Source organism: Bacillus cereus group sp. Bc061 (genome assembly GCF_027715825.1).
Classification (GTDB): domain Bacteria; phylum Bacillota; class Bacilli; order Bacillales; family Bacillaceae_G; genus Bacillus_A; species Bacillus_A paranthracis.
Genome location: NZ_JAQFTZ010000001.1, coordinates 1007214 through 1029010, shown reverse-complemented (window position 1 = coordinate 1029010; position 21797 = coordinate 1007214). Strand labels below are relative to the sequence as shown.

Here is a 21797-nt window from a genome sequence, read left to right as displayed (position 1 = left end):
ATCTTCTTATATATATAAAAACGGCTTGCATTTACAGTGCAAGCCGTTTTTTAAATTTATAGTCCTCTCCCAATTAAATTTGCTGAAACAGGCCGAAGATTTAACTCCCTTGCCCATATAGATAGCTGACCGATATGGTGAATTTCATGTACAATTACGTGCCTTAAGATCTCACCATATGTATATGTTTTATCTGTCCACGAAGCTTTTAATATTTTACATTCTAAGTTAGCTGACCATACTTGTAAAAAATCTTCTAATTCTCTTTTATATAAATCAGATAACGCTTTCACTTTTTGGATAGATTGATACTCTTTAAACTGCGGTGCACCATCTTCTTTTTCTTGAAGGGCATTAATCCAACTATACTCAACATCTACAATATGAAATAATGTTTCTAAAATACTTCCAACACCACCAATACGCTTACGGAGTAATTCTTCCTTTGAAAGTTGCTCACACCACTTAAACCAATCATCTCTTACTTGCCAATTGTATTGAAATAAATTATACACATTTATCTCTCCTCTACCTCAATTATCCATTTAACAGCATCTATAATATAATGAGGCTCATCTTTTTGAATATAGTGACCACTTTGTTCTGCAATTACAAATGTATGATTGTTTGATAAGCGTAATAATTCCTCTTGCAATTGTAACCACTTCATTTGTGCTTCTTGCGAATAATAGGCTTTTTTTACCAGCAACTAATACGGCAAGTGGAATATTTCTCATTGACTGACAATGTTTATTTGCTTCACTTAGACTAAACATAAACTCTTCATAAGAACTTTCATATACAAACTGTTTATAGTAAGCTTCCTGAAATTCCAGTGACATGATTGGCAAAAAATCTTCTTTATAATTTTCCGGTGTCGAATCAACCAAAACGATTCCAGACATATCTTCGGGATAAAAATTCGCAAATAAACGTGCATTTATACCACCAAAAGAATGTCCTACAAAAATATAAGGTGGTTTCAATTGTAATTGCTCTAAACAACTTCTCAAATCTTTTACCATTTCAGAACTAATACGTCGCTTGGAACTCTTGCCACTCTTGCCACTTTTCCCTACTCCCGCTCGATCATAAGTGAGTACCGTCCCATATTCCGTCAATTCTTCAGCAATAAGGTCCCATGCCTTTGAATAATCGCCATAACCTGCTTCCATTATAATAACTGGCTGCAACTTCTTTCCTTGAAATACTTTTGAATACATTTTAAAATCATCAACTTGTACATATTCCTCTATACATTTAACCATGGACGATCACTTCTCTCCGATAAAGTTCTTCTTCAATTTGATTAATTATTTCATCTACAGATAAAGATCCATCCAAAACAATATCTGAATTTGGCTTTACAGTATGAAGCGCCTCCAAATAGCCTTTTCTAGCATATGTTATATAATGCTTTAAATCATTATGTATTTCACTCATTGTTTCTTCCTTAAAATCTCGCAAAATTCTTCTAGCCATCGCAATATCTAAAGGCGTATCGATAAATATAGTTACATCAATGAACTGTCGCATTTCACTATTTAAGTATGCAAAAGGATAATCTACAATAATATAATCTACATTACTATCTCGTATAAGATGCTGAATATCCTTAATTAATGGTGTGAGTACCCATTCATTATAATTTGCTCCATCATCAATCCATTTACAAATATCTGCAGGACAGTTATCAAAGTGATAACTATCAAAATATAGCGCTTTTGAATTTATTAACTTATGAGTTAATCTTTCTGTAACAGTAGTTTTACCTCCTCCTGAAACAGCTGCAATTGTAATAATTTTCGTTTTTTTATTCATAAATTCCCACCATACCCCTTTTAATCGACATAACATAATTATAAACAACTATTGTTTTTTATCGCCCCATTCATATTCTAACATACTCATTTCCCATAAATTCCAATATGTCTCCCCTACTTTTTTCGACTCTCTTAATAAGCCTTCTTTTACAAATCCTATTTTTTCGTAACATGAAATAGCCGATGTATTAAAATCATAAACACCAAGCGTTACTCTATGTAGTTTTAATTCATCAAATGCAATATGAAGTACTGCTTTCATCATATTCTTCCCTATGGAACGTCCTCTCATTCTCGTATCACCAACTAGTACTTTACCAATCCTTGCAGATTTATTTATATTATCTATTTGCCCAAGTGAAATATGACCAATTACTTCTTTAGTCTCTTCATCTATTACTTTGAATGCAAGCGTATTTTCACTTTCTATATATTTTTCTAATTGTTGTTCATGTAGGGGATATGTAAATGCATTTCCTGACCATTGTATTAAAAAACCTTCGGAATCAATCCAATTTATTAATTGTTTGAAATCGGATCGTTTAAAGGGTTCTAGTTTAATCAACTTCATTCTCCTTTCATACACCATTCTATATTTACTCAAACTTATTTCTATATATAGAATATATTCTCCTTTTATACGAAATGAAAATAAAGCCATTCATAAGAATGGCTTTACAAAAAACATAGCCCAATTATGCCATGTTTCTTATGTTAACAGTGGTTCAATCGCTTCAATTTTACAAACTGAAATAATTACTGTAACTACCCCAGCACTATTAGCAAGCTTTACAACATCACAAGTAACTGAAGAAACAGTTCCTGCATAATTATTACTTCCTGTTGTAATACGCACTGATCTGTTTACTAACTTTCTCAGCTCATCTCTAATTCCTTGTACACAGCAACAGTCACATGCCTTATTTTGCTCTTCATGTTCTTTTTTACACTCTTCAAAAACATCCCAACAATCATCCTGTTTGCCTGAACACTGTTTACATGAACACTTTTTTCTAGAATTACTATAACGAGATCCCAAAATCTCACCCCCTAGTCATTTCTATTAATATAGTATGTCCACTAGCTTCAAAGTGTATGAGGCAAAAACATAGAAAAGAAAAAACAAACTTTTGTACTAAATCTTTTTATTTTAATTAAAAACTAATCCATTACCGTTTCTACCTTTAATTTAAACCCTTCATTTATGTACAATTCCCAAAAAAATCTCTTTAGTAATTGTATTTAAAAATTTTAAACTGGCCTCCAATAATTTGACGCCAGTATGTATCTATAGAAAATATGAGTTAAAGCTATTTTTTAGAAAGATCTATCAAATTACTATTTAAATCTACTTCAAAACTTTCTTTCTATTACCAAAAAATATTCTATCTATTTGTTGTAATTTTTCCGCATTTACCGTTTCAAAAGTTATCCTATTTACATTTACTATTATTAATAAGTAGCATAGGAGGTGTAAATAGAATATCTTGTATTGTTACAGGTTTAACACAGCCTCTTTGTTTAACGCTTGTTTATAATGTTTCATCGGGTATACTAATATCTTCTACTGTTGATTGTGGAAGTTGTACTCTAGAAACGGAATTCGATTATACTAGTAAGAATCTAGTTATTAGAGTGCCATTTACTGGTGAAGGTACTCTTATATTCAATGACAAATTCCAGGCAAGTTGCGTTACAACGAATTTAACTCAACCTTAGTCCAAGTAATTTTTCAGAGGAAATAGAAGTATAACTTCTACTTCCTCTCTCACCCTCCTAAATTAATAAACAAAACCTAAACTTTTTTCCCATATTAAATTTACAATTTAAAACATGTTGTACAATATTTTTTATTTCTACACTTTAACCTAATTTATTAACTCTTCCCCAAAATCGAACCCCCCTACATTTCATTTCCTATTAATAGAAAAGGAGGTTAAAATACAATGCCTTGTGTTTTACCAGGATTAACTCAGCCAGTTTGCTTAACCATTGTTTACAATATTTTATCTGGCACACTAATATCTTCTTCGATCAATTGCGGCGAATGTGAACAGGAAATTGGATTTGATTATATGAGTAAGAACCTAACAATTAAAATGCCATTCACCGTTGAAGGCTCAATTACATTTAATGATAAGTTTTTAGCTAGTTGCATTACAATGAACATAACTCAACCTTAATTAGATTTATAAATTTTTAAGAGAAGTGGAATTCCCTTTATATTAGTCATTTTAGACATACAAAATACTTAAAAAGTTAGATATATAAACCGTCTCATTGTTTAACTTCCATCTTCCGTTTCCTCACTTTTCTACCTTAATATTTCCACTCTTCTTTTTATCTTCTACTCTTCACTTATATTAGTAAATACAAAAATGAGCTCTAATTAAATAGAGCTCATTCCGAGTTTTATAATTTACTAGACTGCAACCCCTGAATAAACGGAACTACCTCAGGATTCACAAGTGACGATAAATCACCTAATTCTTTCCCTAAATAAGCAGCTTTAATGACACGTCGCATTACTTTAGAATTACGCGTTTTCGGTAAATCTTCTACAATGTGAATATCTTTTGGACATAATGCTTTTCCAATATGAGAGTTTACTAAACTCATTAATTCTTTCTTTAATTCACCTGAGAATGTTACATTGTCTCTTAATACTACAAAACAATGACAAACTTCACCTTTTACATCATCTGGTACACCAATCGCAGCAGCTTCTATGACATCATTATGCTTCACAAGAATAGATTCATATTCAGCAGGTCCAATGCGTTTTCCAGCAATGTTTAGCGTATCATCTGAGCGTCCTGTAATAATATATTGTTCACCATCATAAACAACCCAGTCACCATGAACCCACTTATTTTCAAAACGTGACCAATATGTGTTCACATAACGCTCATCATCTTCCCAGAAACTTTTCGTCATACCAACCCAAGGTTTCTCTAAACATAATTCTCCAACTTCATCACGAATCGGATTGCCCTGATCATCGAGCACAACCGCTGCCATTCCTGGTAAAGAAGCGTTAAAGCTAATCGGTGCAATTGGTTTAATAAGGACGTTTCCGAAAATCCCACCAGAAATTTCAGTCCCGCCTGAATAGTTACAAATTGGTACATTACTTTTTCCAACCGTTTCAAATAGCCACATCCAAGGATCTGGATTCCAAGGCTCACCTGTTGAGGCGAATACTTCTAAACTCTTAAGCGAATGTTTATTTACATACTCATCACCTTTTGCCATTAACGCACGAATTAATGTTGGTGATATACCGAGATGTGTAATTTTATATTTATCAACTGTCTCCCATAAACGATCTGCCTCTGGGAAGTCCGGAACACCTTCATACATAACCATCGTTGCTCCATTAATAAGAGAACCGAATAGTAAAAATGGTCCCATCATCCATCCCATATCTGTTACCCATAATACGCGGTCACCTTGTTTAATATTCATTCCGAACCCCGCATCAAAAGCTGCCTTTAATGGAAATCCAGCATGAGTATGTACTGTCCCTTTCGGTTTTCCAGTTGTACCTGATGTATAAATGAGCATTAATGGATCATCACTATGCATTTCTTCAGCATGTACAAATGGCTTTTCTTTTTCTAACGTACTCCATGAGAAATCATAATTATGCGGTGTAAAATCATTTCCTGCATGACGCACGATAACAACTTTTTCAACAGTTGGACAATGCTCACAAGCCTTATCTACTTCGTCTTTTAATGAAACAACTTTACCTCGTCGTGAAAAACCATCTGCAGTAATAATCATTTTAGATCCTGCCGCTTGCACGCGTGTCATGACTGCATCAGACGCAAATCCTGAGAATATTGGTGAAATAATTGCTCCGATTTTCATTACAGCTAGCATCGCAACAACTGTTTCTGGAATCATCGGCATATAAATTGTGACACGGTCACCTTTTTCAATACCCGCATGTTTCAAACCGTTTGCAACGCGACTTACCCAGCTATCAAGCTCTTCATATGTAAATGATTTTGAAGTTCCATTTTCCCCTTCATACTGAAGTGCTGGTTGTGTTCTTGTTTCATCGTCTGCAAGCCAGCGTGATAAAACCGATTCTACAACATTACATGTTCCGCCATTATACCACTGTGCAAACGGCGTACCATTTTCTAAATCTAGCACTTCTGTATAAGGTTTCATCCATTGATAGCCAACTGCTTTCTCAGCTTCTCCCCAAAACCAAGCTGTTTCTTCGATTGACTTTTTATAAAACGTTTCATAATCTTCATAGCCCAATGATTTCATCCAACCATATAAACGCGTTTTTTCTTTATACTCTTCTGTTGGAAACCAAACTGCTTGTTTCAATGTTTTCCCCTCCTTGACTTTTTGAGCAAGAAAGCCCTAAATAGGGCTTTTAAACTGGATAAACCGGATGTTTACGATCCGTAAATACTTGATATTTACTCATATACATTTCGAATCGTCCTTTTAACTCTTCTCTTAAATTGTTTGGATGAACAATACCATCAATGACCATCTCTGATGCTAAATGGTAAATATCAATATCCTTCTTATACTCTTCGCGTTTTTCAGCAATGAAGCTATCACGCTCTTCTTCTGGTAAAGCTGCAATCTTATTTGCATATACAGCATTGACCGCGGCTTCTGGACCCATTACCGCAATAGAAGCTGTCGGTAATGCTAGGCAGCAATCTGGCTCAAAGGCTGGACCTGCCATCGCATATAAACCAGCACCATATGCTTTACGAACAACGATAGAAATTTTCGGTACAGTTGCTTCACTCATTGCGGAAATCATTTTTGCACCGTGACGAATAATACCAGCACGTTCTACTTTTGTACCAATCATAAATCCAGGTACATCTGCAAGGAACAATAACGGAATATGATATGCATCGCATAAATTAATAAACTTCGCTGCTTTATCAGCTGAATCGTGGAATAATACGCCGCCTTTCATTCGCGGTTGATTTGCAATAATACCTACTGGCTTACCATCAATACGTGCTAAACCTGTAATGAGTTCTTGAGCAAATAATTTTTTCACTTCATAGAAAGAACCTTCATCAATAACTCTATTAATAAGATCTTTCATATTGAAAGGAGCATTTTGATTTTCTGGAATGATTTCTTCTAACGTTTTATCGAATTGTTTCGGTTCTTGAGGTGTAACCAATGGAGTCTTTTCTAAGTAGTTATTTGGAAAATATGAAATGTATTGTCTTGCTTGTGTAATCGCATCTTCTTCTGTCTTACATAAAACATCTCCGCATCCTGATACAGAGCAATGCATACGAGCTCCGCCCATCTCTTCTAAAGTTACCTTCTCACCGATAACCATCTCAGCCATACGAGGAGATCCTAAATACATAGATGCATTTCCTTCTACCATCATTACAACGTCACAAAAGGCTGGAATATAAGCACCACCAGCTGCAGAAGGTCCAAATAATAAGCATACTTGCGGGACTTTACCTGATAATTTCACTTGATTATAGAAGATTCTTCCTGCCCCGCGGCGCCCTGGGAACATTTCAACTTGATCAGTAATACGCGCCCCAGCAGAGTCAACTAAATAAAATAACGGAACACGTAATTTTTCTGCCGTTTCTTGAATACGTAAAATCTTTTCAACTGTACGTGCGCCCCATGAACCAGCCTTTACCGTAGAATCATTTGCCATTACGCATGCAGTACGACCATGTATTTTACCCGTTGCAGTTATAACACCATCAGCAGGTAATCCTGTTTGTTCACAATTTGCAAATAATGCATCTTCTACATATTCACCATTATCAAATAAAAGAGCTAAGCGATCTCGAACGAATAGTTTACCTTTCGCTTTGTTTTGTTCATGATATTTTGGTGCGCCGCCTTGTTTAATCGTTTCAACTCGTTCTTCAAATGTATTCGATTGTTCTTTTTGATCTATCATATTTACTCCCCCTTATACATTGGTGTGCGTTTTTCCTTGAATGCCTGTAATCCTTCTAATCTATCTTTCGTATGGATTACACCTTCATACGCTTGTTTTTCCATTTGTAATCCGGTATGTAAATCAACTTGAATACCGTTTGAAATTGCTTCTTTCGCTAATCGAACAGCAATAGGACCATTACTAGCAATTTTCTCTGCTATTTCAATCGCTTTCTCTTCAAGTAAATGAGGTGGTACAACAAATTCTACTAGACCATATTCTTTTGCTTCTTGTGCTGAAATACGTCTACCTGTATAAATTAATTCTTTCGCTCTACCAACACCAATTAATCTTGGCAAACGCTGCGTGCCACCTGCTCCTGGTATAATTGCAAGTGTAGTTTCAGTAAGACCAAGACTTGCAGATTCAGCCGCAATTCTAAAATCACAAGCTAAACTTAATTCCGTACCACCACCAAGTGCGATTCCATTTATAGCAGCAATAACTGGCTGTGGTAATTGTTCAACCATTTCCATAGTAGTGCGAATCATACTAACAGCATGGCGAACTTGTTCTTCATTCATGCCAGCACGTTCTTTTAAATCAGCACCAGCACAAAACGCTTTTTCACCAGCACCTGTTAGAATAACTACACGAGTATTTGACTCTTCATTTATTTGAGTTAAAATGTTTTGTAACTCTTCTAATAAAGCTAAAGATAATGAGTTTGCTTGTCTTTCACGATCTAAGGAAATCTTTACAACGTGCGGTGTTACATAATCAACTGAAATGTTTTGTAATTGTAGCATCTTCTCACCTACTTATCGTTTTATGTTGAAGCGCTCTATACACATGACTCGGTAATTGGATATTTAATTTACTCTGAATAAATTGACTCGCTCTCAATAACTTCTCTTCATCAATATTCGTTTGGACACCTAACTTATGGAGCATATGAACTAAGTCATCAGTTGCAACATTACCTGATGCTCCTGGTGCATATGGACATCCCCCAAGGCCACCACAAGAACTATCAAATGTTGTAATACCATATTCTAAAGACTTTACTACATTCGCAAGAGCCATTCCGTACGTATTATGGAAGTGCATTGCAAACTGCGAAGCATCATATTTCTTTAATAAATGCTCTAAAACTTGCTCTACTTGTAGTGGATTTGCTACTCCGATTGTGTCGCCAAGAGATACTTCATAAATGCCGTATGAAAATAGTTGATCACATAATTCGTCAACTGCTGTAGCACTTATATCCCCTTCATAAGGACATCCAAATACAGTAGAAACATAGCCTCTTACTTTTTTCCCTTCGAATAATGCCTGTTTTGTTATATCTTCAATTACAACTAATGCTTCTTTAATTGATTTATTAATATTACTTTTATTATGAGATTCACTTGCTGATAAAAAAACATTCACCTCATCTACATTTTGCAAAAAAGCTCGTTCCAAACCATTTTGATTTGGAACAAGCGCTGCATATATAACATTCGGATCCCTTTTCAGCTCAGAAAACACATCATTTGCATCTGCTAATGCAGGGACCCATTTAGGGTGAACGAATGAGGAAACTTCAACGTACGATAATCCCGCCTCTGTAAGTAGTTGGATCCATTTTACTTTATCTTTTGTGCCAACAATCTTTTTTTCATTTTGTAAGCCATCACGTGGCCCGACTTCTTTAATGACAGCAAAATTAGGTAGTTTCAATTCGCTTCCCCCTATATCTCCCTATTCAATTTCTAGTAATACATCTCCTTCATTTACAAAATCGCCTTCTTGCACATTAATTTTCATAACTGTGCCAGCTTCTTCTGAAACGATTGGAATTTCCATTTTCATAGATTCCAAAATGACGACATCTTGCTCTTCCTCTACTGTATCTCCTACTCCTACAACAATCTTCCATACATTTCCTGCCATCGATGCATATACTTTCGTCATCATTTTTTCCCCCTTAGTATTGTTAAATCTTATTTTTTAACAAGTTGTTTCGTTACAAAACCCGTTGTATAAATACCACTTTTGAACACATCATCTTCCAATACTTGAAGCAGCATTGGCGTGTTCGTTTTAATACCTTCTACTTTTAATTCTTCTAGAGCATCATGTAATTTCGAAATTGCTTCTTCACGCGTTTCACCATGAGCAATGACTTTCGCAATCATTGGATCATAGAAAGGTGTAATCGTTACTTGATTCTCCAAAAAGTGATCAATACGTACATTTGTTGGAAGCGTTAAATTTGTAATTTTCCCAGGTGATGGGAAGAAAGTTTTTGGATCTTCTGCATAAATACGTGCCTCAATGGCATGACCACTACGTTTTACATCATCTTGTGTAAACGATAATTTTTCACCACATGCAATTAGAAGTTGTTGTTCTACAAGATCTAAACCAGTAATTTCTTCTGTAACCGGGTGCTCTACTTGTAATCTCGTATTCATCTCTAAGAAATAGAAGTTCTTCTGATCATCTACTAGAAATTCAACTGTACCAGCATTTGTGTATCCTAGAGCTTTGGCAGCTTGTACAGCAACTTCACCCATCGCTTTTCGTGTACCTTCATCTAAAAATGGTGAAGGTGCTTCTTCAATTACTTTTTGATTTCGGCGCTGTACTGAACATTCACGCTCCCATAAATACACTGTGTTACCATGTGTATCTGCTAAAAGCTGAATTTCAATATGATGTGCATCTGCAATATAGCGCTCTAAATACATTTCTCCGTTACCGAAGAAGTTTTGTGCTCTCGTTTTGTTGCTTTCAAATGCTTTGGTGAGCGTTTGCTCAGTTTCCATCAACTGCATTCCAATGCCTCCGCCGCCTGCGGATGCCTTCAACATTAATGGGTAACCAATTTGTTTAGCAATTTCAATTGCTTCTTCAGCAGTTTCAATATTTGTAGTAATACCCGGAACTACTGGCACATCTGCAGCTTGCATCGCAATACGTGATTCGATTTTACTTCCCATCTTCGTAATGATTTCTTCTGATGGACCGATAAATACGATTCCTTCTTCTTTACAACGAACCGGAAAAGATGGATTCTCAGATAATAATCCATACCCCGGATGGATTGCTTCAGCATTTGTCTTCTTAGCTATTTCAATAATTTTTTCAAGGTTTAAATAGCTTTCTTGGACACGCGGCCCACCTACTAAGTAAGCTTCATTTGCCATTTTTACATGCAAGGCATTTTCATCTGCCTCAGAATAAATAGCAACAGTGCGAATGCCAAGTTTTTGACAAGTTTTCATAATACGAACTGCAATTTCCCCGCGATTAGCAATTAATATTTTTTGAAACATAGTGATTCCTCCTTTTTATCTACATCCTAAATGTCTAGCAATTACGAGACGTTGAATTTCAGAAGTTCCTTCACCAATTTCTAATAGTTTTGCATCACGAATATGTCGTTCTACTTCATATTCACGCATATAGCCATATCCACCGTGAATTTGTACTGCTTGATTTGCAATACGGCTTGCTGCTTCAGATGCGAAAAGTTTTGCCATAGCCGCTTCTTTACCGAAAGATTTATCGTTATCTTTTAACCAAGCTGCTTTATGTACTAAATTACGCGCTAGCTCTACTTCAGTTGCCATATCAGCTAATTTAAATTGAATCGCTTGGAAATTAGAAATTGATTTTCCAAATTGTTGACGTTCTTTCGCATATTGCAATGCACGTTCAAATGCAGATTGTGCAATACCAACAGCTAATGCTGCGATTGAAATACGTCCTCCATCAAGTGTATATAAGAATTGTTTAAATCCTTTATTTACATCACCAAGTATATTTTCTTTCGGTACACGTACACCATCAAGTACGATTTCACAAGTATTAGAAGCACGTACGCCCATCTTATCGTAAGGGCTTGAAATCGTTAACCCTTCACTAGTAGACGGTACGATAAATGCAGAAATACGTTTTCTACCATTCTCTTCAACACCGTTGACAGCGGTTACAATAATTGTATTTGCATACTCTGCATTTGTAATCCAACACTTCTCACCACTAATAACATACTCGTCTCCGTCTAATATAGCTTTCGTTTGTGTGCCACCTGCATCAGATCCAGCATTCGGCTCAGTTAATCCGAAAGCACCTAAAGTTTTGCCTGATGCCATTGGAACTAAATATTTCTGTTTTTGTTCTTCTGTACCGAAATAATAAATTGGAGAAGCACCTAATGAAATTGTTGCAGCGTAACTTAATCCTGTCCCACCACAAGCACGACCAATTTCTTCAACTGCTAACGCGTACGATACTGTATCGCCACCTGAACCTCCATACTCTTCTGGGAATGGGATGCCTAATAATCCTAGTTCGCCCATTTTTTGAAATGTTTCATATGGAAACTCTGCAGTTTTGTCATAATACACAGCTTTCGGTGCGATTTCCTTTTCAGCAAAGTCACGTACCATTTCTTTAATCATTTGTTTTTCGCGAGTTAGAGTAAATTCCATTCCGCTACACACCCCTTATCGAATATTGAGTTTCGACAGCGTGCGAGTTTCTACTACAAACATTACGAATGAAAAGACAAGAACATTAGTTAGATAATTGTTATAATTCTGTCATAATTTAATTTTAAAACAGATTCTGTACTAATGCACAAAAAAATTCCTACATTGTTCTACAACAACATAGGAGTTTTCTTGTCGAATTATGTAATTTTATGTTTAATAATCTCTACCTTTACCTGAATCTGAAATCTCTACTAAAGCTTCAGGATATGGTTCGAAATATGTTTGTCTTAATAAATACTTTTCATCAAATCGAAGAGCCCATGATTTTAAAATTGCAAGTAAGCTACTAAGCGGAATTTTCTTTTCTATATACTTTTGTATTAAATTCAAAAAATGCTCTTTTTCTTGTTTTTTCAGCTTTGTTTTAAAGTATCCAAAAATATGCTCACATACATTTACATTTGATGTATAGCGGGGTGTGCGCATAAATAATTCATATAAAGTCTTCTCATAGTTTTCAAATACAACTTCGATCGTTTCATTTTTTTGATTTGCAATAATACGCCCTAATTCCTTTTGTTTCACCTGATTATATGCCATAAATAAATATTTATTATCCGACTGAAACGATACAAGATCTTTCATATTTTTATTATGTTTAATCATCTTGTAATATGCGATTGTAAATAGCCTTGTAAAGAAATGCTCTCTAATAATAAAATTCGACAATCTGCCTTCCTCTTCAATAGGAAGATGCGAAAATTTTTTTATTACTGCTCCGCCAAATAAGCCTGGTCCCTTTCCTTTTGCTGGCGCTTTTTCAAAACTAGAATAAATTTTCACATCACGCGTACCACAACTTGGCGAACGATTTTTTAAAATAAAGCCATCCACATCTGATAACGTTTGTAAAAAGTCATTTGAAAACTGCTCCATTTTTTCAGTTACATCTTCTCGTGTCGACGGTTGCACAAGTCTATTCAAACCGTTTTCTTCTACAATTCGTATCGTTTCACGAGGAGTCCCCAATCCAATCTCGACTTCTGGACAAACAGGTATAAATGTAACAAATGGCTGCAAATTTCGTATAGTTACATCCGGAATCATCTCTCCATTATAACGACAAGCATCAAACTCTAAACATTTACTTACAACGATTGTAGGTTTTGCAAATTGTCGCATTTCATTACCTCCTTAATGCTAGTCCGTATAATATAAATTGTACTAATATTAACATTTTAAGCAAAGTTTGATTCCTTTAATTTTATAATTGCAAATATAGCAAATGATATATTTGCAATCATTCAACTCTATTTTCTATAAATGCGCCCTCTATAATGACGGTTTAAATACTGTGAAACGAATAATATACACATACTCTGGAGAAATTAACACGTAAGAAAGGAGGGATCGTTTTGAAGAAGAAATTATCATCTATTGTAAGTGTTTTAGCACTTTCTATTATGTTTTTAGGTACATCTGCCCATGCTGAATACGATGGAACTAATATGAATAGAGTTAATAACACTGACATTTCAACTCGTGTGAATGACAATAACTTAGACAGAGTTAATAATGATGTAAGAACTCGAAATGTAAATACAACAAATGATTTAAATGATAATCGTGATAGAAATAATAATTGGGCTTGGCTCGGTTTATTAGGACTAGCAGGATTATTAGGTCTTAGAAGAAGAGACAAAGAAGTACGTTAATTTAGAATGTTTTTAGTAAACAAGTACTTATTTATCAAAAATATAACAAATATAAATCGCCTTTTTAAAGGCGATTTATTATTTTACTTAAATGTAACATATGTAATTCATACTTCGACGATTAATTTCGTGGCGTTAATCCGTACAATATAAACTGAATCGTATTTTCAATTTCAGTTTCATCATCCCATTTTTCTTCAGGCAATAATAAAAACCGTGTTAATAATAAACCTAATACAGCTGATAAAGTAAGTCGTAAAACAGAAGATGGGGGCATTTCAATAATCTCCCCTTCTACTTGAAACTTTGCAATTAACTTTTTAAAATGGGAAAGCAACTCTGTTTCTACTAGTTGTTGTATCTCATTTTTCAGTTCTGGCTGAAATGGCACTTCTTGAATTAATATTTTTATCATTGGAAAATGCTTTTTTGCAAATTCAAATCTATTATGAATAATAACTCTTAGAAGCCCTTCATACGATTCATACTCCGATTTAAATATTTCCTTTGCGAAGGCTTGTACGAAAAATGGTGCAGCAAACTTTGTTAATGTCGGCATGACGACTGCTAATAATAAATCTTTTTTCGTTTTATAGTAGCGGAAGATTGTTCCTTCCGCTACACCAGCACGCTTTGCAATTTCACTTGTTGAAGTTGAAGCATATCCTTTTTCTCCAAACATATCAACAGCCGCCTCTAATATACGCATTTGACGTTCATTTCGTTTATCTGTGTTAGTTGCAGCTATTAATTCCTCCAGCCAATCTTTCTGCATTTATAAAGCCCCTTTTTGTCATTTTTATATTTTGCGATGTTTCTTTAAAGCAAATACATTTCCTACTGCAAATAATATTGAAAAAAGTAATAATACGGTAAGATCTAATGCAATCTCTGTAAATCCTTGATTTCGAATCATCACCTGTCTCATTGCGTCAGCGCCATATGTGAGTGGAAATAATTTCCCTAACATTTGAAGCCACTTATTCATCGATTCAATTGGAAACAAACCCGAAAAGAAAATTTGTGGCACAATGACAAGCGGTATAAACTGGATCATTTGAAATTCATTATTTGCGTATGCCGATAAAAACGTCCCTAAAGTTAATGCCGTTAAAGAAAGCATACATGTAATAAGTAGCGTTAGCCATATGGAGCCAGCTACATACAAGTCTAAAATGTAAACTGAAAAACTTACGATAATAATGGATTGTATAAATGCAAAGATCCCAAAACCAATAATATATCCTACAACTATTTCCCATCTTTTAATTGGAGTTGATAATAACCTTTCTAAAGTACCACTTAAACGTTCTCTTACGAAAGATACCCCTGATAAAATGAATACAAAGAAAAAGGTAAAGAAACCGATTAATACAGGACCAAGTCCATCAAACATTGTAAAGTTTTTAGAGCCATGTAAATAATTCACTTCAGGTTTCATAATCGATATATCGTTCTTCTCTGTACTTTTTTGTAATATTTGAAGTACAGCACGATTTTTTGACGAATCGCTACCTTCTAATACAATATTCATTTTTCCATTTTCTAAACGAATGACTGCATCTACCTTTTGATTTTCCAGCTCAGACATTGCCTTTTCTATATTATATTCATAAATTGACGCTTCCTGATTTTTCATCACTTTTACTAACTGAGCGGGCATATCAACAACAGCAATATGCGGTACATAGTCTTTTTGTGTAAACACTAGCGACAATAACCAAAGTAATAACATAGGTGCCCCAAACATCATCGCTAACGAACGTTTATCTCGAAAAAATTGGCGAATAATACGAATGATTACACCGGTAACTCTCATAATTCAGCCACCTCTTCCAACAAAAAGACATCTTCAATCCTTCCTGATGATACCCGCTTTTTCAATTCTTCAGTTGTACCAGTCGCAACTAGCTTTCCTTCTCTAATTAACCCTAGACGTTCACAAAATTCAGCTTCGTCCATAATGTGTGTCGTTACAATTATCGTTGTGCCTTTCTTTTTCAAATCATAAAATTTTGCCCAGATTGTTTTTCTAAGAAGCGGATCTATCCCCACTGTTGGCTCATCTAAAATTAATATTTCTGGTTCATGAAGGAGTGCTATTGCTAATGATAAACGCTTCTTCATCCCGCCTGAAAAATGCTGCACTTGCTTTTTCATATGTTGTGATAATTGTACAAGGTCAAAAACTTCTTCAATTCTTTCTTTTTTATGCTTTCCCTTTAATCCGTACATCGTTGCCATAAAATCTGCATTTTCATATGCTGATAGTTCTTCGTATAATGCATCAGCTTGAGCCATATAACCAATTCTTTTCATTTCATTTAAATTAGGCATGTTCGTGTTGTAAACAAGCACTTCACCTTCCGTTGCTTCGTTAATACCTGCAATCAATTTAATAAGAGTCGTTTTCCCAGAACCTGAAGGCCCAACTAAACCAAATATCTCTGCTTTTTCAACTTGTAATGAAAGATTGTGTAAAACTTCTTTTTTCCCAAAACTTTTTGATACAGTCCGTAAAATAATGGCAGGCTGCTTCACGTATTCTTCCCCCTTCTCTAAAATGAGTGAGTACTCACTTTTATTTTACTCTTGCGTAATTATATGTCAAACTTCATTGATTAGTATGTATTTTCACTCGACGACATTAAACAATGAAACAGAGTCGACATTAGAATTTTATTTCCTAAAGTCGACTCTGTTTCATTTAAACTATAAATTTTACTTTACGTTTTTAAATTCATATACTTCCTAATTCTAGCAACATCTAAAGAATATTCGATAACTAATTGCTGTAACGGTAATATAACTGTGTCGGGATATAAATGTGCATATTGTAATGTTTCTGCATATTTTTCTAATCTTTTTTCTAAATACTTTATAATTTGATCAGGATGAGTTACTAATAAACATTTACAATAATAATGTATTTGTTCCTCAATCGCCGTATACTCTTCAATTTCGTATTCTTTATGCATGTGTACACCCCTTTAAGTTTTTTACATGAATTACTTATCACACTTTTCACTCGACAAATTTTAAGTTTTTTGATTATTTACACTATAACAAACACTGAGGGTCAAATTTTGTTACTTTATGTAACGTAGAAAATTTTTAACAAAATTGTAATGTTTACTCCTGCAAAATACAGAAAGCCCCTTTACTCATTTTTGTATAAAAAAAATCGTACAGCTTAATTTAGCTGCACGACTACAAGTTCTGGCCTATTCAAAATCCTTTGCGGAATGATACTATTACCTAATCCTCTACTTACTACCATAGACGTATTTTGTTCTTCATATAAACCAGCTGTATATGTAGGGAATACCCCTTGATTCGGAGCAACTAACCCGCCAATAAATGGCAATCTAACTTGCCCTCCATGAGCATGACCCGATAATACTAAATCTAGTTGCTCATCAGCGTATTCTGTCAAAAATTCAGGCCTATGGGATAATAATACATCAAATGTATTTGGAGGCATTTCAAATTTCGCTTTTAAAATTGCATCTTTTACAATATTTCCTTCATCACGGTTTCCAGTTACAAACTCCGGATCATCAATACCTAGCAAGTTTATTTCTTGCTCACCCTTTCGAATGCCTACATGTTCATTCCTTAAAACATTGACATCATATTTCTTCAACTCTTTTTCTAAACGGTTATACTTTCCAGACCATTGTTCATGGTTTCCTGTCACAAAATATACAGGATACTTCTTTACAATTTCTCGTATTAATTGCATACTAACTTCTGCATCGTATGATTTACTGTCAATTAAATCACCCGTAATCGCAATAATATCTGGGTCTATGCTTTCAATTTTTTGAATTAATACACCTTGCTTATTGCCAAATTGTTTATTGTGTAAGTCTGAAATTTGTAGAATTTTATACCCTTTAAAAGAGGAGGGTATTTTACTAGAGGTTATTTTAACCTCAGTTATACCTATTAAATTGTTCTGTAAATATAAAAAAGTAATAAAAGCTACTAATATGCCAATAAACAATATGATTCTATTAATATTTCTCTTCATATTCTCTCCTTTTATTTTTATAAAACACTTATTTTATGTTAACAGAATTATATGATACATTTTTGATTTTTATTGAATATAGTACAGTACATGAAATTTCACATCGGATACGTCATATATATTTATTTTACCTTTATCCTCTTAATAATAAAAACACAAAAACGATTCTTTTCATACGAAAAAGAATCGTTTTCTAATTTTATACATCCAATAACATATGGTAAAGAACTGAAATAACTAAGAGATTATTATTTAATAGCATCGATTACAACTTCAGCCGCCTCTTTAATTAGTTGATTATCATAGGTAGCCTCTTTCTCATCTTTACTAGATAAAATTGCGATGATAATAGGTGATCTATTTGGTGGCCAAACGATAGCAATATCATTTCTTGTCCCGTAACTTCCAGCTCCTGATTTATCTGCAACTACCCAATCAGTTGGCACGCCTGCCCGAATAAGTTTGTCTCCTGTAGCATTCCCTTTCATCCAATCTGTAAGAATGTTACGCTTTTGATGCGGAAGCGCATTTCCGACCGTAAAATCTTTAAGATTCCTAGCAATTGCTTTTGCTGTACTAGTATCACGAATGTCTCCTGGAATAGCCTCGTTTAACTCTGTTTCAAAGCGATCAGACATAGTAACCCGATCCCCCATCTTTCTAAGCGCTTTTTCATATCCTTTCGGTCCGCCTATTTTATGAAATAAAATGTTCCCTGCAGTATTATCACTATAACGAACAGCAGCCTCCGCAATTTCTCCTAGTGTCATTCCAGTATCTACATGTTTCTCTGTAACAGGTGAATAATCCACTAAGTCTTCTTTCGTATAAGTAATAACTTCATCTAATTTCTTAGTAGAGTTCTGTTGCAGTAATACCCCTGCCGCTAAAGCCTTGTAAGTTGATGCAAAGGCAAACCTTTCGTTAGGTCGATAAGCGATTGTTTGATTTGTACCAGTATCAATTGCATATACACCTAATCGAGCATCATATTTTTTCTCAAGTTGAGAGAACTCTTTATGCGTCGCCTGGTTTTTATGTTTTATTTTCCCTTTCTTTTCTTTCGCTTCAACTTGCAATGGTCCTCCTGTAAAAGCTTCTAGGCTTGTAATACTTAAACCTAATATACCAACGCATATTCCTATTTTTAGCAGCATCTTGTTTTTCAAAATCATCATTCCTTTCAAATTCTTAACACTTTTTTTACTTACATATAATAGACAATCACTAAAATAAATTTGTTCCATAATCTAAAAAAATTTTATAACTAATATCGGTGTTATTAACAAACTAAAGAGTAGCAACTATGATCGACGCTACCCCTTATTTCACACCTCATCTTTTTACTTATAAATGCTTTATATAAAATAGGGTCTCTTCCCCTGAGAAAAGTACACAAATTTTACTAATTTTGATTAGGACTCTCTGTACTAGCACCCTCACCATGTATACGTTGCTGTTTTAAATCAAAATATGCATCTAAAACTTCCTTTCCAATTATAGAATTAATTCCACTTTTATCATTATGAAGCCACGGAACTACTACTGAGAATGCTACTTCTGGATTATCATATGGAGCATATCCAACTAACGTTAAGTTGTAACATTCCATACGTTCTCCTTTTGCATTTCTACCAATTGGATCATCTCCACCATACACAGTTTGGGCTGTCCCTGTCTTTCCTGCTGGTTTATATGGAGCATTTTTGAAATGCTTTACGCCAGTTCCATCCCCTTCTTGGAATACCCATCTAAACCCTTCTTTTATTCGATCAATATATTCTGTCTTCATATCAATCCGATTTAATACGACAGGCTCTATAGAACGAATAACTTTACCAACCTCTTCTTTAATTGATTGTTCTCGTATTTCTTGTACAATTTGAGGTTGCATTCTATAACCACCATTCGCAATCGTTGAAATATATTGAGCTAATTGCAATGGCGTATACGTATCATACTGACCGATGGAAAAGTCTAGTAAAAAACCAGGTTGACTATCTACTTTTCTCGTTTGTCCAATTATTTCATTCGGTAAATCGATACCTGTTGGGACACCTAAACCAAATTGCTTGAAATAATAACGCATCGTATCAAATGCTCCTTGTTTAATATCCAATGAGCCATTTGGTACGTAATTAACTCCCGCAATTTTTAAAGCTGTCTGGAACATGTATACATTCGAAGATACTTGCAAAGCACGTAAATCATTAATATTACCAAATCCAGATACATTCCATGATTTCTTGGCTTGTGTACCTTTAAATTTCATCGGTGCATCATAAAATTGATCTCCTGGATGTATTGCCCCCGTCTCATATCCAGTTAATAAAGTTGCACCTTTTACAGCTGATCCTAGTTCATACGAAGTTGTCATGTTACCTAATGCCAAATCCTCAATCTCTAGTACTCCTTCTTTTTCTACAATCTTTTTGCCTGCCATAGATAAAACCTGTCCGTTTTTTGGATTCGTCATGACGACAAAAGCTCGATCGAGCAGCGGCTCTGAACTCTTAAAAGCTCTCAAATTTTTCTCTATACCTTCTTCCACTTTCTTTTGTAATTCCATATCAATCGTTAATGTTAAACTTTTACCACTTTTTCCTTTAGCGATTACTTCTGTATTTATAATGTTTCCTGATTTATCAGTTATGTTTTTCACTTCTTCTTTTGTACCATGTAATACATCTTCATATCGTTGTTCAATATAACTTTTTCCGACACGATCATTACGGTTATATCCACGTACCAAATAAGAATCTAAGTTTTCTTTCGGCAGACCTTCTTCACTACTCGTAATATTACCTAATACGGAACGAAACAAATTACCATTTACATAATTACGTTCCCAATCAACCGTTGCATCTACTCCTGGAAAATCCGCAAGATTTTCACTTATCCGCGCATACTCCTCATCTGTTACATCTTTTTTAATAATTTGTGGTGTTAGTTGATAACCTGAACTCATTTTACTTTTAATAGCTAACACCTTTAAATCTTGTTCTGTTAACTCACCCAATTCTACTTCTGTAACGCGACTTCGTCTTAAATCTTCTATTTTTTTATCTAACTCTTTTCCCTCTATTCCCTCTTCTTTAAACGTTTCTATATCTTTCTTAGTAATCTTTGTCTCCGCACGTTTCGTATTCAACTGCATCCAAAAATCTTTTTTATCGATATCAGTTAATTTATTAATATCTTGTTCAGACATTTCAAGTACTTTCGCCAAGTCTTTTGCTGTTTTTAAAATATCGTCACTCGTAATCCCCTTCACCCTGGTATACGTAATTGTACGAAGAGACTTATTATTAACGACCGTTTTCCCTTCTCGATCTAAAATCTGTCCACGCGGAACTGGAATGCTAGTTGTTGCATTTTGACTGTTTTCCACTTGATTCTTATAAGCCTCTCCCTCAACGATTTGTACTTTTCCTAGCTGCATAATAATAGCTGAGAATAGTAAAAATATGCAAAGGAACATGATATTTAATCGAATAGATATATATGTCTTCTGCTTCTTTCCTTTTTGTTCTTTCATAAATCCTCCATATAATTCTTCTGGAACTTCTCACTAATACTTAAACGTTCCCTATATATTACAAACCATTATTCGGTTATAAATAATGTCTTATCTTTTTTTCTAAATCCTTGTAAGTATCAATTTCTTTTGGTATAGCCGCGTAATTGATAAACCTCCCTTCCTTTTTTCTCTCTAGTTTTTTGTCGCTTGCAATGTGACTCATACTATATTTACACATAGGCTGGCTAGTAACTTTTCATACTGATTATTCCTTTCTTCATGCTGTA

General features: G+C 34.5%; 21 protein-coding genes and 1 pseudogene. 2 read left to right on the top strand and 20 right to left on the bottom strand.

Annotated features, from left to right (window positions below; all coding sequences use genetic code 11):
• Positions 1–56: 56 nt before the first annotated feature.
• The 5 genes and pseudogenes from PDQ40_RS05290 to exsK form a co-directional block, all read right to left on the bottom strand.
• Positions 57–515, bottom strand: coding sequence for a DinB family protein (locus PDQ40_RS05290; RefSeq protein ID WP_000282499.1), 459 nt, complete (start codon positions 513–515; stop codon positions 57–59).
• 2 nt (positions 516–517) lie between these two features.
• Positions 518–1268 (bottom strand): annotated as a pseudogene (locus PDQ40_RS05285) (alpha/beta fold hydrolase).
• A complete protein-coding gene (locus PDQ40_RS05280; protein ID WP_001036632.1) occupies positions 1261–1821 on the bottom strand; it encodes a hypothetical protein in 561 nt (186 codons plus the stop codon). Before PDQ40_RS05280 ends, PDQ40_RS05285 begins: the two are co-directional and overlap by 8 nt.
• A 48-nt stretch (positions 1822–1869) precedes the next feature.
• Positions 1870–2412, bottom strand: coding sequence for a GNAT family N-acetyltransferase (locus PDQ40_RS05275; RefSeq protein WP_033674197.1), 543 nt, complete (start codon positions 2410–2412; stop codon positions 1870–1872).
• Between the two features lie 120 nt (positions 2413–2532).
• On the bottom strand, positions 2533–2862 hold the full coding sequence (gene exsK, locus PDQ40_RS05270) for an exosporium protein ExsK (protein ID WP_000535710.1): 330 nt from the start codon (positions 2860–2862) through the stop codon (positions 2533–2535).
• A 907-nt stretch (positions 2863–3769) separates the two neighbouring features.
• Between exsK and PDQ40_RS05265 the strand changes: the two genes are divergently transcribed.
• The gene (locus PDQ40_RS05265) at positions 3770–4006 is read left to right on the top strand and encodes a hypothetical protein (RefSeq protein ID WP_270691267.1); all 237 of its coding nucleotides are present in this window, start codon (positions 3770–3772) and stop codon (positions 4004–4006) included.
• 229 nt (positions 4007–4235) lie between these two features.
• Here the strand turns inward: PDQ40_RS05265 and PDQ40_RS05260 are convergent, their stop codons facing one another.
• The 8 genes from PDQ40_RS05260 to PDQ40_RS05225 all read right to left on the bottom strand — a co-directional run bounded on the left by PDQ40_RS05260 (position 4236) and on the right by PDQ40_RS05225 (position 13421).
• Positions 4236–6176, bottom strand: a complete 1941-nt coding sequence (locus PDQ40_RS05260) for an AMP-binding protein (protein ID WP_000806465.1) — start codon at positions 6174–6176, stop codon at positions 4236–4238.
• A 49-nt stretch (positions 6177–6225) separates the two neighbouring features.
• Positions 6226–7767: an acyl-CoA carboxylase subunit beta gene (locus tag PDQ40_RS05255; protein ID WP_000566937.1), complete on the bottom strand. Its 1542-nt coding sequence runs from the start codon at positions 7765–7767 to the stop codon at positions 6226–6228.
• A 2-nt stretch (positions 7768–7769) separates the two neighbouring features.
• Positions 7770–8558, bottom strand: coding sequence for an enoyl-CoA hydratase (locus PDQ40_RS05250; RefSeq protein WP_000939789.1), 789 nt, complete (start codon positions 8556–8558; stop codon positions 7770–7772).
• Between the two features lie 4 nt (positions 8559–8562).
• Entirely contained in the window at positions 8563–9474 is a 912-nt protein-coding gene (mvaB, locus tag PDQ40_RS05245) for a hydroxymethylglutaryl-CoA lyase (protein WP_000775418.1), read from the bottom strand.
• 21 nt (positions 9475–9495) lie between these two features.
• A complete protein-coding gene (locus tag PDQ40_RS05240; protein ID WP_001985297.1) occupies positions 9496–9711 on the bottom strand; it encodes an acetyl-CoA carboxylase biotin carboxyl carrier protein subunit in 216 nt (71 codons plus the stop codon).
• A gap of 26 nt (positions 9712–9737) precedes the next feature.
• Positions 9738–11075: an acetyl-CoA carboxylase biotin carboxylase subunit gene (locus PDQ40_RS05235; protein ID WP_000486740.1), complete on the bottom strand. Its 1338-nt coding sequence runs from the start codon at positions 11073–11075 to the stop codon at positions 9738–9740.
• 15 nt (positions 11076–11090) lie between these two features.
• Positions 11091–12236, bottom strand: a complete 1146-nt coding sequence (locus tag PDQ40_RS05230; protein WP_270691266.1) for an acyl-CoA dehydrogenase — start codon at positions 12234–12236, stop codon at positions 11091–11093.
• Between the two features lie 216 nt (positions 12237–12452).
• Positions 12453–13421, bottom strand: coding sequence for a YbgA family protein (locus tag PDQ40_RS05225; RefSeq protein ID WP_001248649.1), 969 nt, complete (start codon positions 13419–13421; stop codon positions 12453–12455).
• A gap of 233 nt (positions 13422–13654) precedes the next feature.
• On the opposite strand from PDQ40_RS05225, the gene PDQ40_RS05220 reads away from it, so the two are divergent.
• Positions 13655–13954, top strand: a complete 300-nt coding sequence (locus PDQ40_RS05220; protein ID WP_000728162.1) for a WGxxGxxG family protein — start codon at positions 13655–13657, stop codon at positions 13952–13954.
• A gap of 121 nt (positions 13955–14075) precedes the next feature.
• Here the strand turns inward: PDQ40_RS05220 and PDQ40_RS05215 are convergent, their stop codons facing one another.
• The 7 genes from PDQ40_RS05215 to PDQ40_RS05185 form a co-directional block, all read right to left on the bottom strand.
• Positions 14076–14729 carry a TetR/AcrR family transcriptional regulator gene (locus tag PDQ40_RS05215; protein WP_001168182.1) on the bottom strand — a complete coding sequence of 218 codons (654 nt, stop codon included), beginning with the start codon at positions 14727–14729 and terminating at the stop codon, positions 14076–14078.
• 24 nt (positions 14730–14753) lie between these two features.
• Positions 14754–15773, bottom strand: coding sequence for an ABC transporter permease (locus PDQ40_RS05210; RefSeq protein ID WP_001266741.1), 1020 nt, complete (start codon positions 15771–15773; stop codon positions 14754–14756).
• Positions 15770–16495, bottom strand: a complete 726-nt coding sequence (locus PDQ40_RS05205) for an ABC transporter ATP-binding protein (protein WP_000812699.1) — start codon at positions 16493–16495, stop codon at positions 15770–15772. The genes PDQ40_RS05210 and PDQ40_RS05205 overlap by 4 nt, the downstream gene beginning before the upstream one ends.
• A gap of 185 nt (positions 16496–16680) precedes the next feature.
• The gene (locus PDQ40_RS05200) at positions 16681–16932 is read right to left on the bottom strand and encodes a hypothetical protein (protein WP_000548624.1); all 252 of its coding nucleotides are present in this window, start codon (positions 16930–16932) and stop codon (positions 16681–16683) included.
• Positions 16933–17147: 215 nt separating this feature from the next.
• A complete protein-coding gene (locus tag PDQ40_RS05195) occupies positions 17148–17990 on the bottom strand; it encodes a metallophosphoesterase (protein WP_000827833.1) in 843 nt (280 codons plus the stop codon).
• 248 nt (positions 17991–18238) lie between these two features.
• Positions 18239–19165 (bottom strand): class A beta-lactamase Bla1, encoded by a 927-nt coding sequence (bla, locus tag PDQ40_RS05190; protein WP_442866573.1) that lies wholly within the window; start codon positions 19163–19165, stop codon positions 18239–18241.
• 230 nt (positions 19166–19395) lie between these two features.
• A complete protein-coding gene (locus tag PDQ40_RS05185) occupies positions 19396–21528 on the bottom strand; it encodes a peptidoglycan D,D-transpeptidase FtsI family protein (protein ID WP_270691265.1) in 2133 nt (710 codons plus the stop codon).
• Positions 21529–21797 lie beyond the last annotated feature (269 nt).

What these genes read in the sequence shown, in the direction of transcription:
- PDQ40_RS05215 (WP_001168182.1), bottom strand. Translation starts at nt 14,729, where the DNA reads ATGCAGAAAGATTGGCTGGAGGAATTAATAGCTGCAACTAACACAGAT.
- PDQ40_RS05230 (WP_270691266.1), bottom strand. Translation starts at nt 12,236, where the DNA reads ATGGAATTTACTCTAACTCGCGAAAAACAAATGATTAAAGAAATGGTA.
- PDQ40_RS05280 (WP_001036632.1), bottom strand. Translation starts at nt 1,821, where the DNA reads ATGAATAAAAAAACGAAAATTATTACAATTGCAGCTGTTTCAGGAGGA.
- PDQ40_RS05240 (WP_001985297.1), bottom strand. Translation starts at nt 9,711, where the DNA reads ATGATGACGAAAGTATATGCATCGATGGCAGGAAATGTATGGAAGATT.
- PDQ40_RS05250 (WP_000939789.1), bottom strand. Translation starts at nt 8,558, where the DNA reads ATGCTACAATTACAAAACATTTCAGTTGATTATGTAACACCGCACGTT.
- PDQ40_RS05275 (WP_033674197.1), bottom strand. Translation starts at nt 2,412, where the DNA reads ATGGTGTATGAAAGGAGAATGAAGTTGATTAAACTAGAACCCTTTAAA.
- PDQ40_RS05185 (WP_270691265.1), bottom strand. Translation starts at nt 21,528, where the DNA reads ATGAAAGAACAAAAAGGAAAGAAGCAGAAGACATATATATCTATTCGA.
- PDQ40_RS05265 (WP_270691267.1), top strand. Translation starts at nt 3,770, where the DNA reads ATGCCTTGTGTTTTACCAGGATTAACTCAGCCAGTTTGCTTAACCATT.
- PDQ40_RS05255 (WP_000566937.1), bottom strand. Translation starts at nt 7,767, where the DNA reads ATGATAGATCAAAAAGAACAATCGAATACATTTGAAGAACGAGTTGAA.
- PDQ40_RS05200 (WP_000548624.1), bottom strand. Translation starts at nt 16,932, where the DNA reads ATGCATAAAGAATACGAAATTGAAGAGTATACGGCGATTGAGGAACAA.
- PDQ40_RS05225 (WP_001248649.1), bottom strand. Translation starts at nt 13,421, where the DNA reads ATGCGACAATTTGCAAAACCTACAATCGTTGTAAGTAAATGTTTAGAG.
- bla (WP_442866573.1), bottom strand. Translation starts at nt 19,165, where the DNA reads ATGATTTTGAAAAACAAGATGCTGCTAAAAATAGGAATATGCGTTGGT.
- PDQ40_RS05195 (WP_000827833.1), bottom strand. Translation starts at nt 17,990, where the DNA reads ATGAAGAGAAATATTAATAGAATCATATTGTTTATTGGCATATTAGTA.
- PDQ40_RS05210 (WP_001266741.1), bottom strand. Translation starts at nt 15,773, where the DNA reads ATGAGAGTTACCGGTGTAATCATTCGTATTATTCGCCAATTTTTTCGA.
- PDQ40_RS05235 (WP_000486740.1), bottom strand. Translation starts at nt 11,075, where the DNA reads ATGTTTCAAAAAATATTAATTGCTAATCGCGGGGAAATTGCAGTTCGT.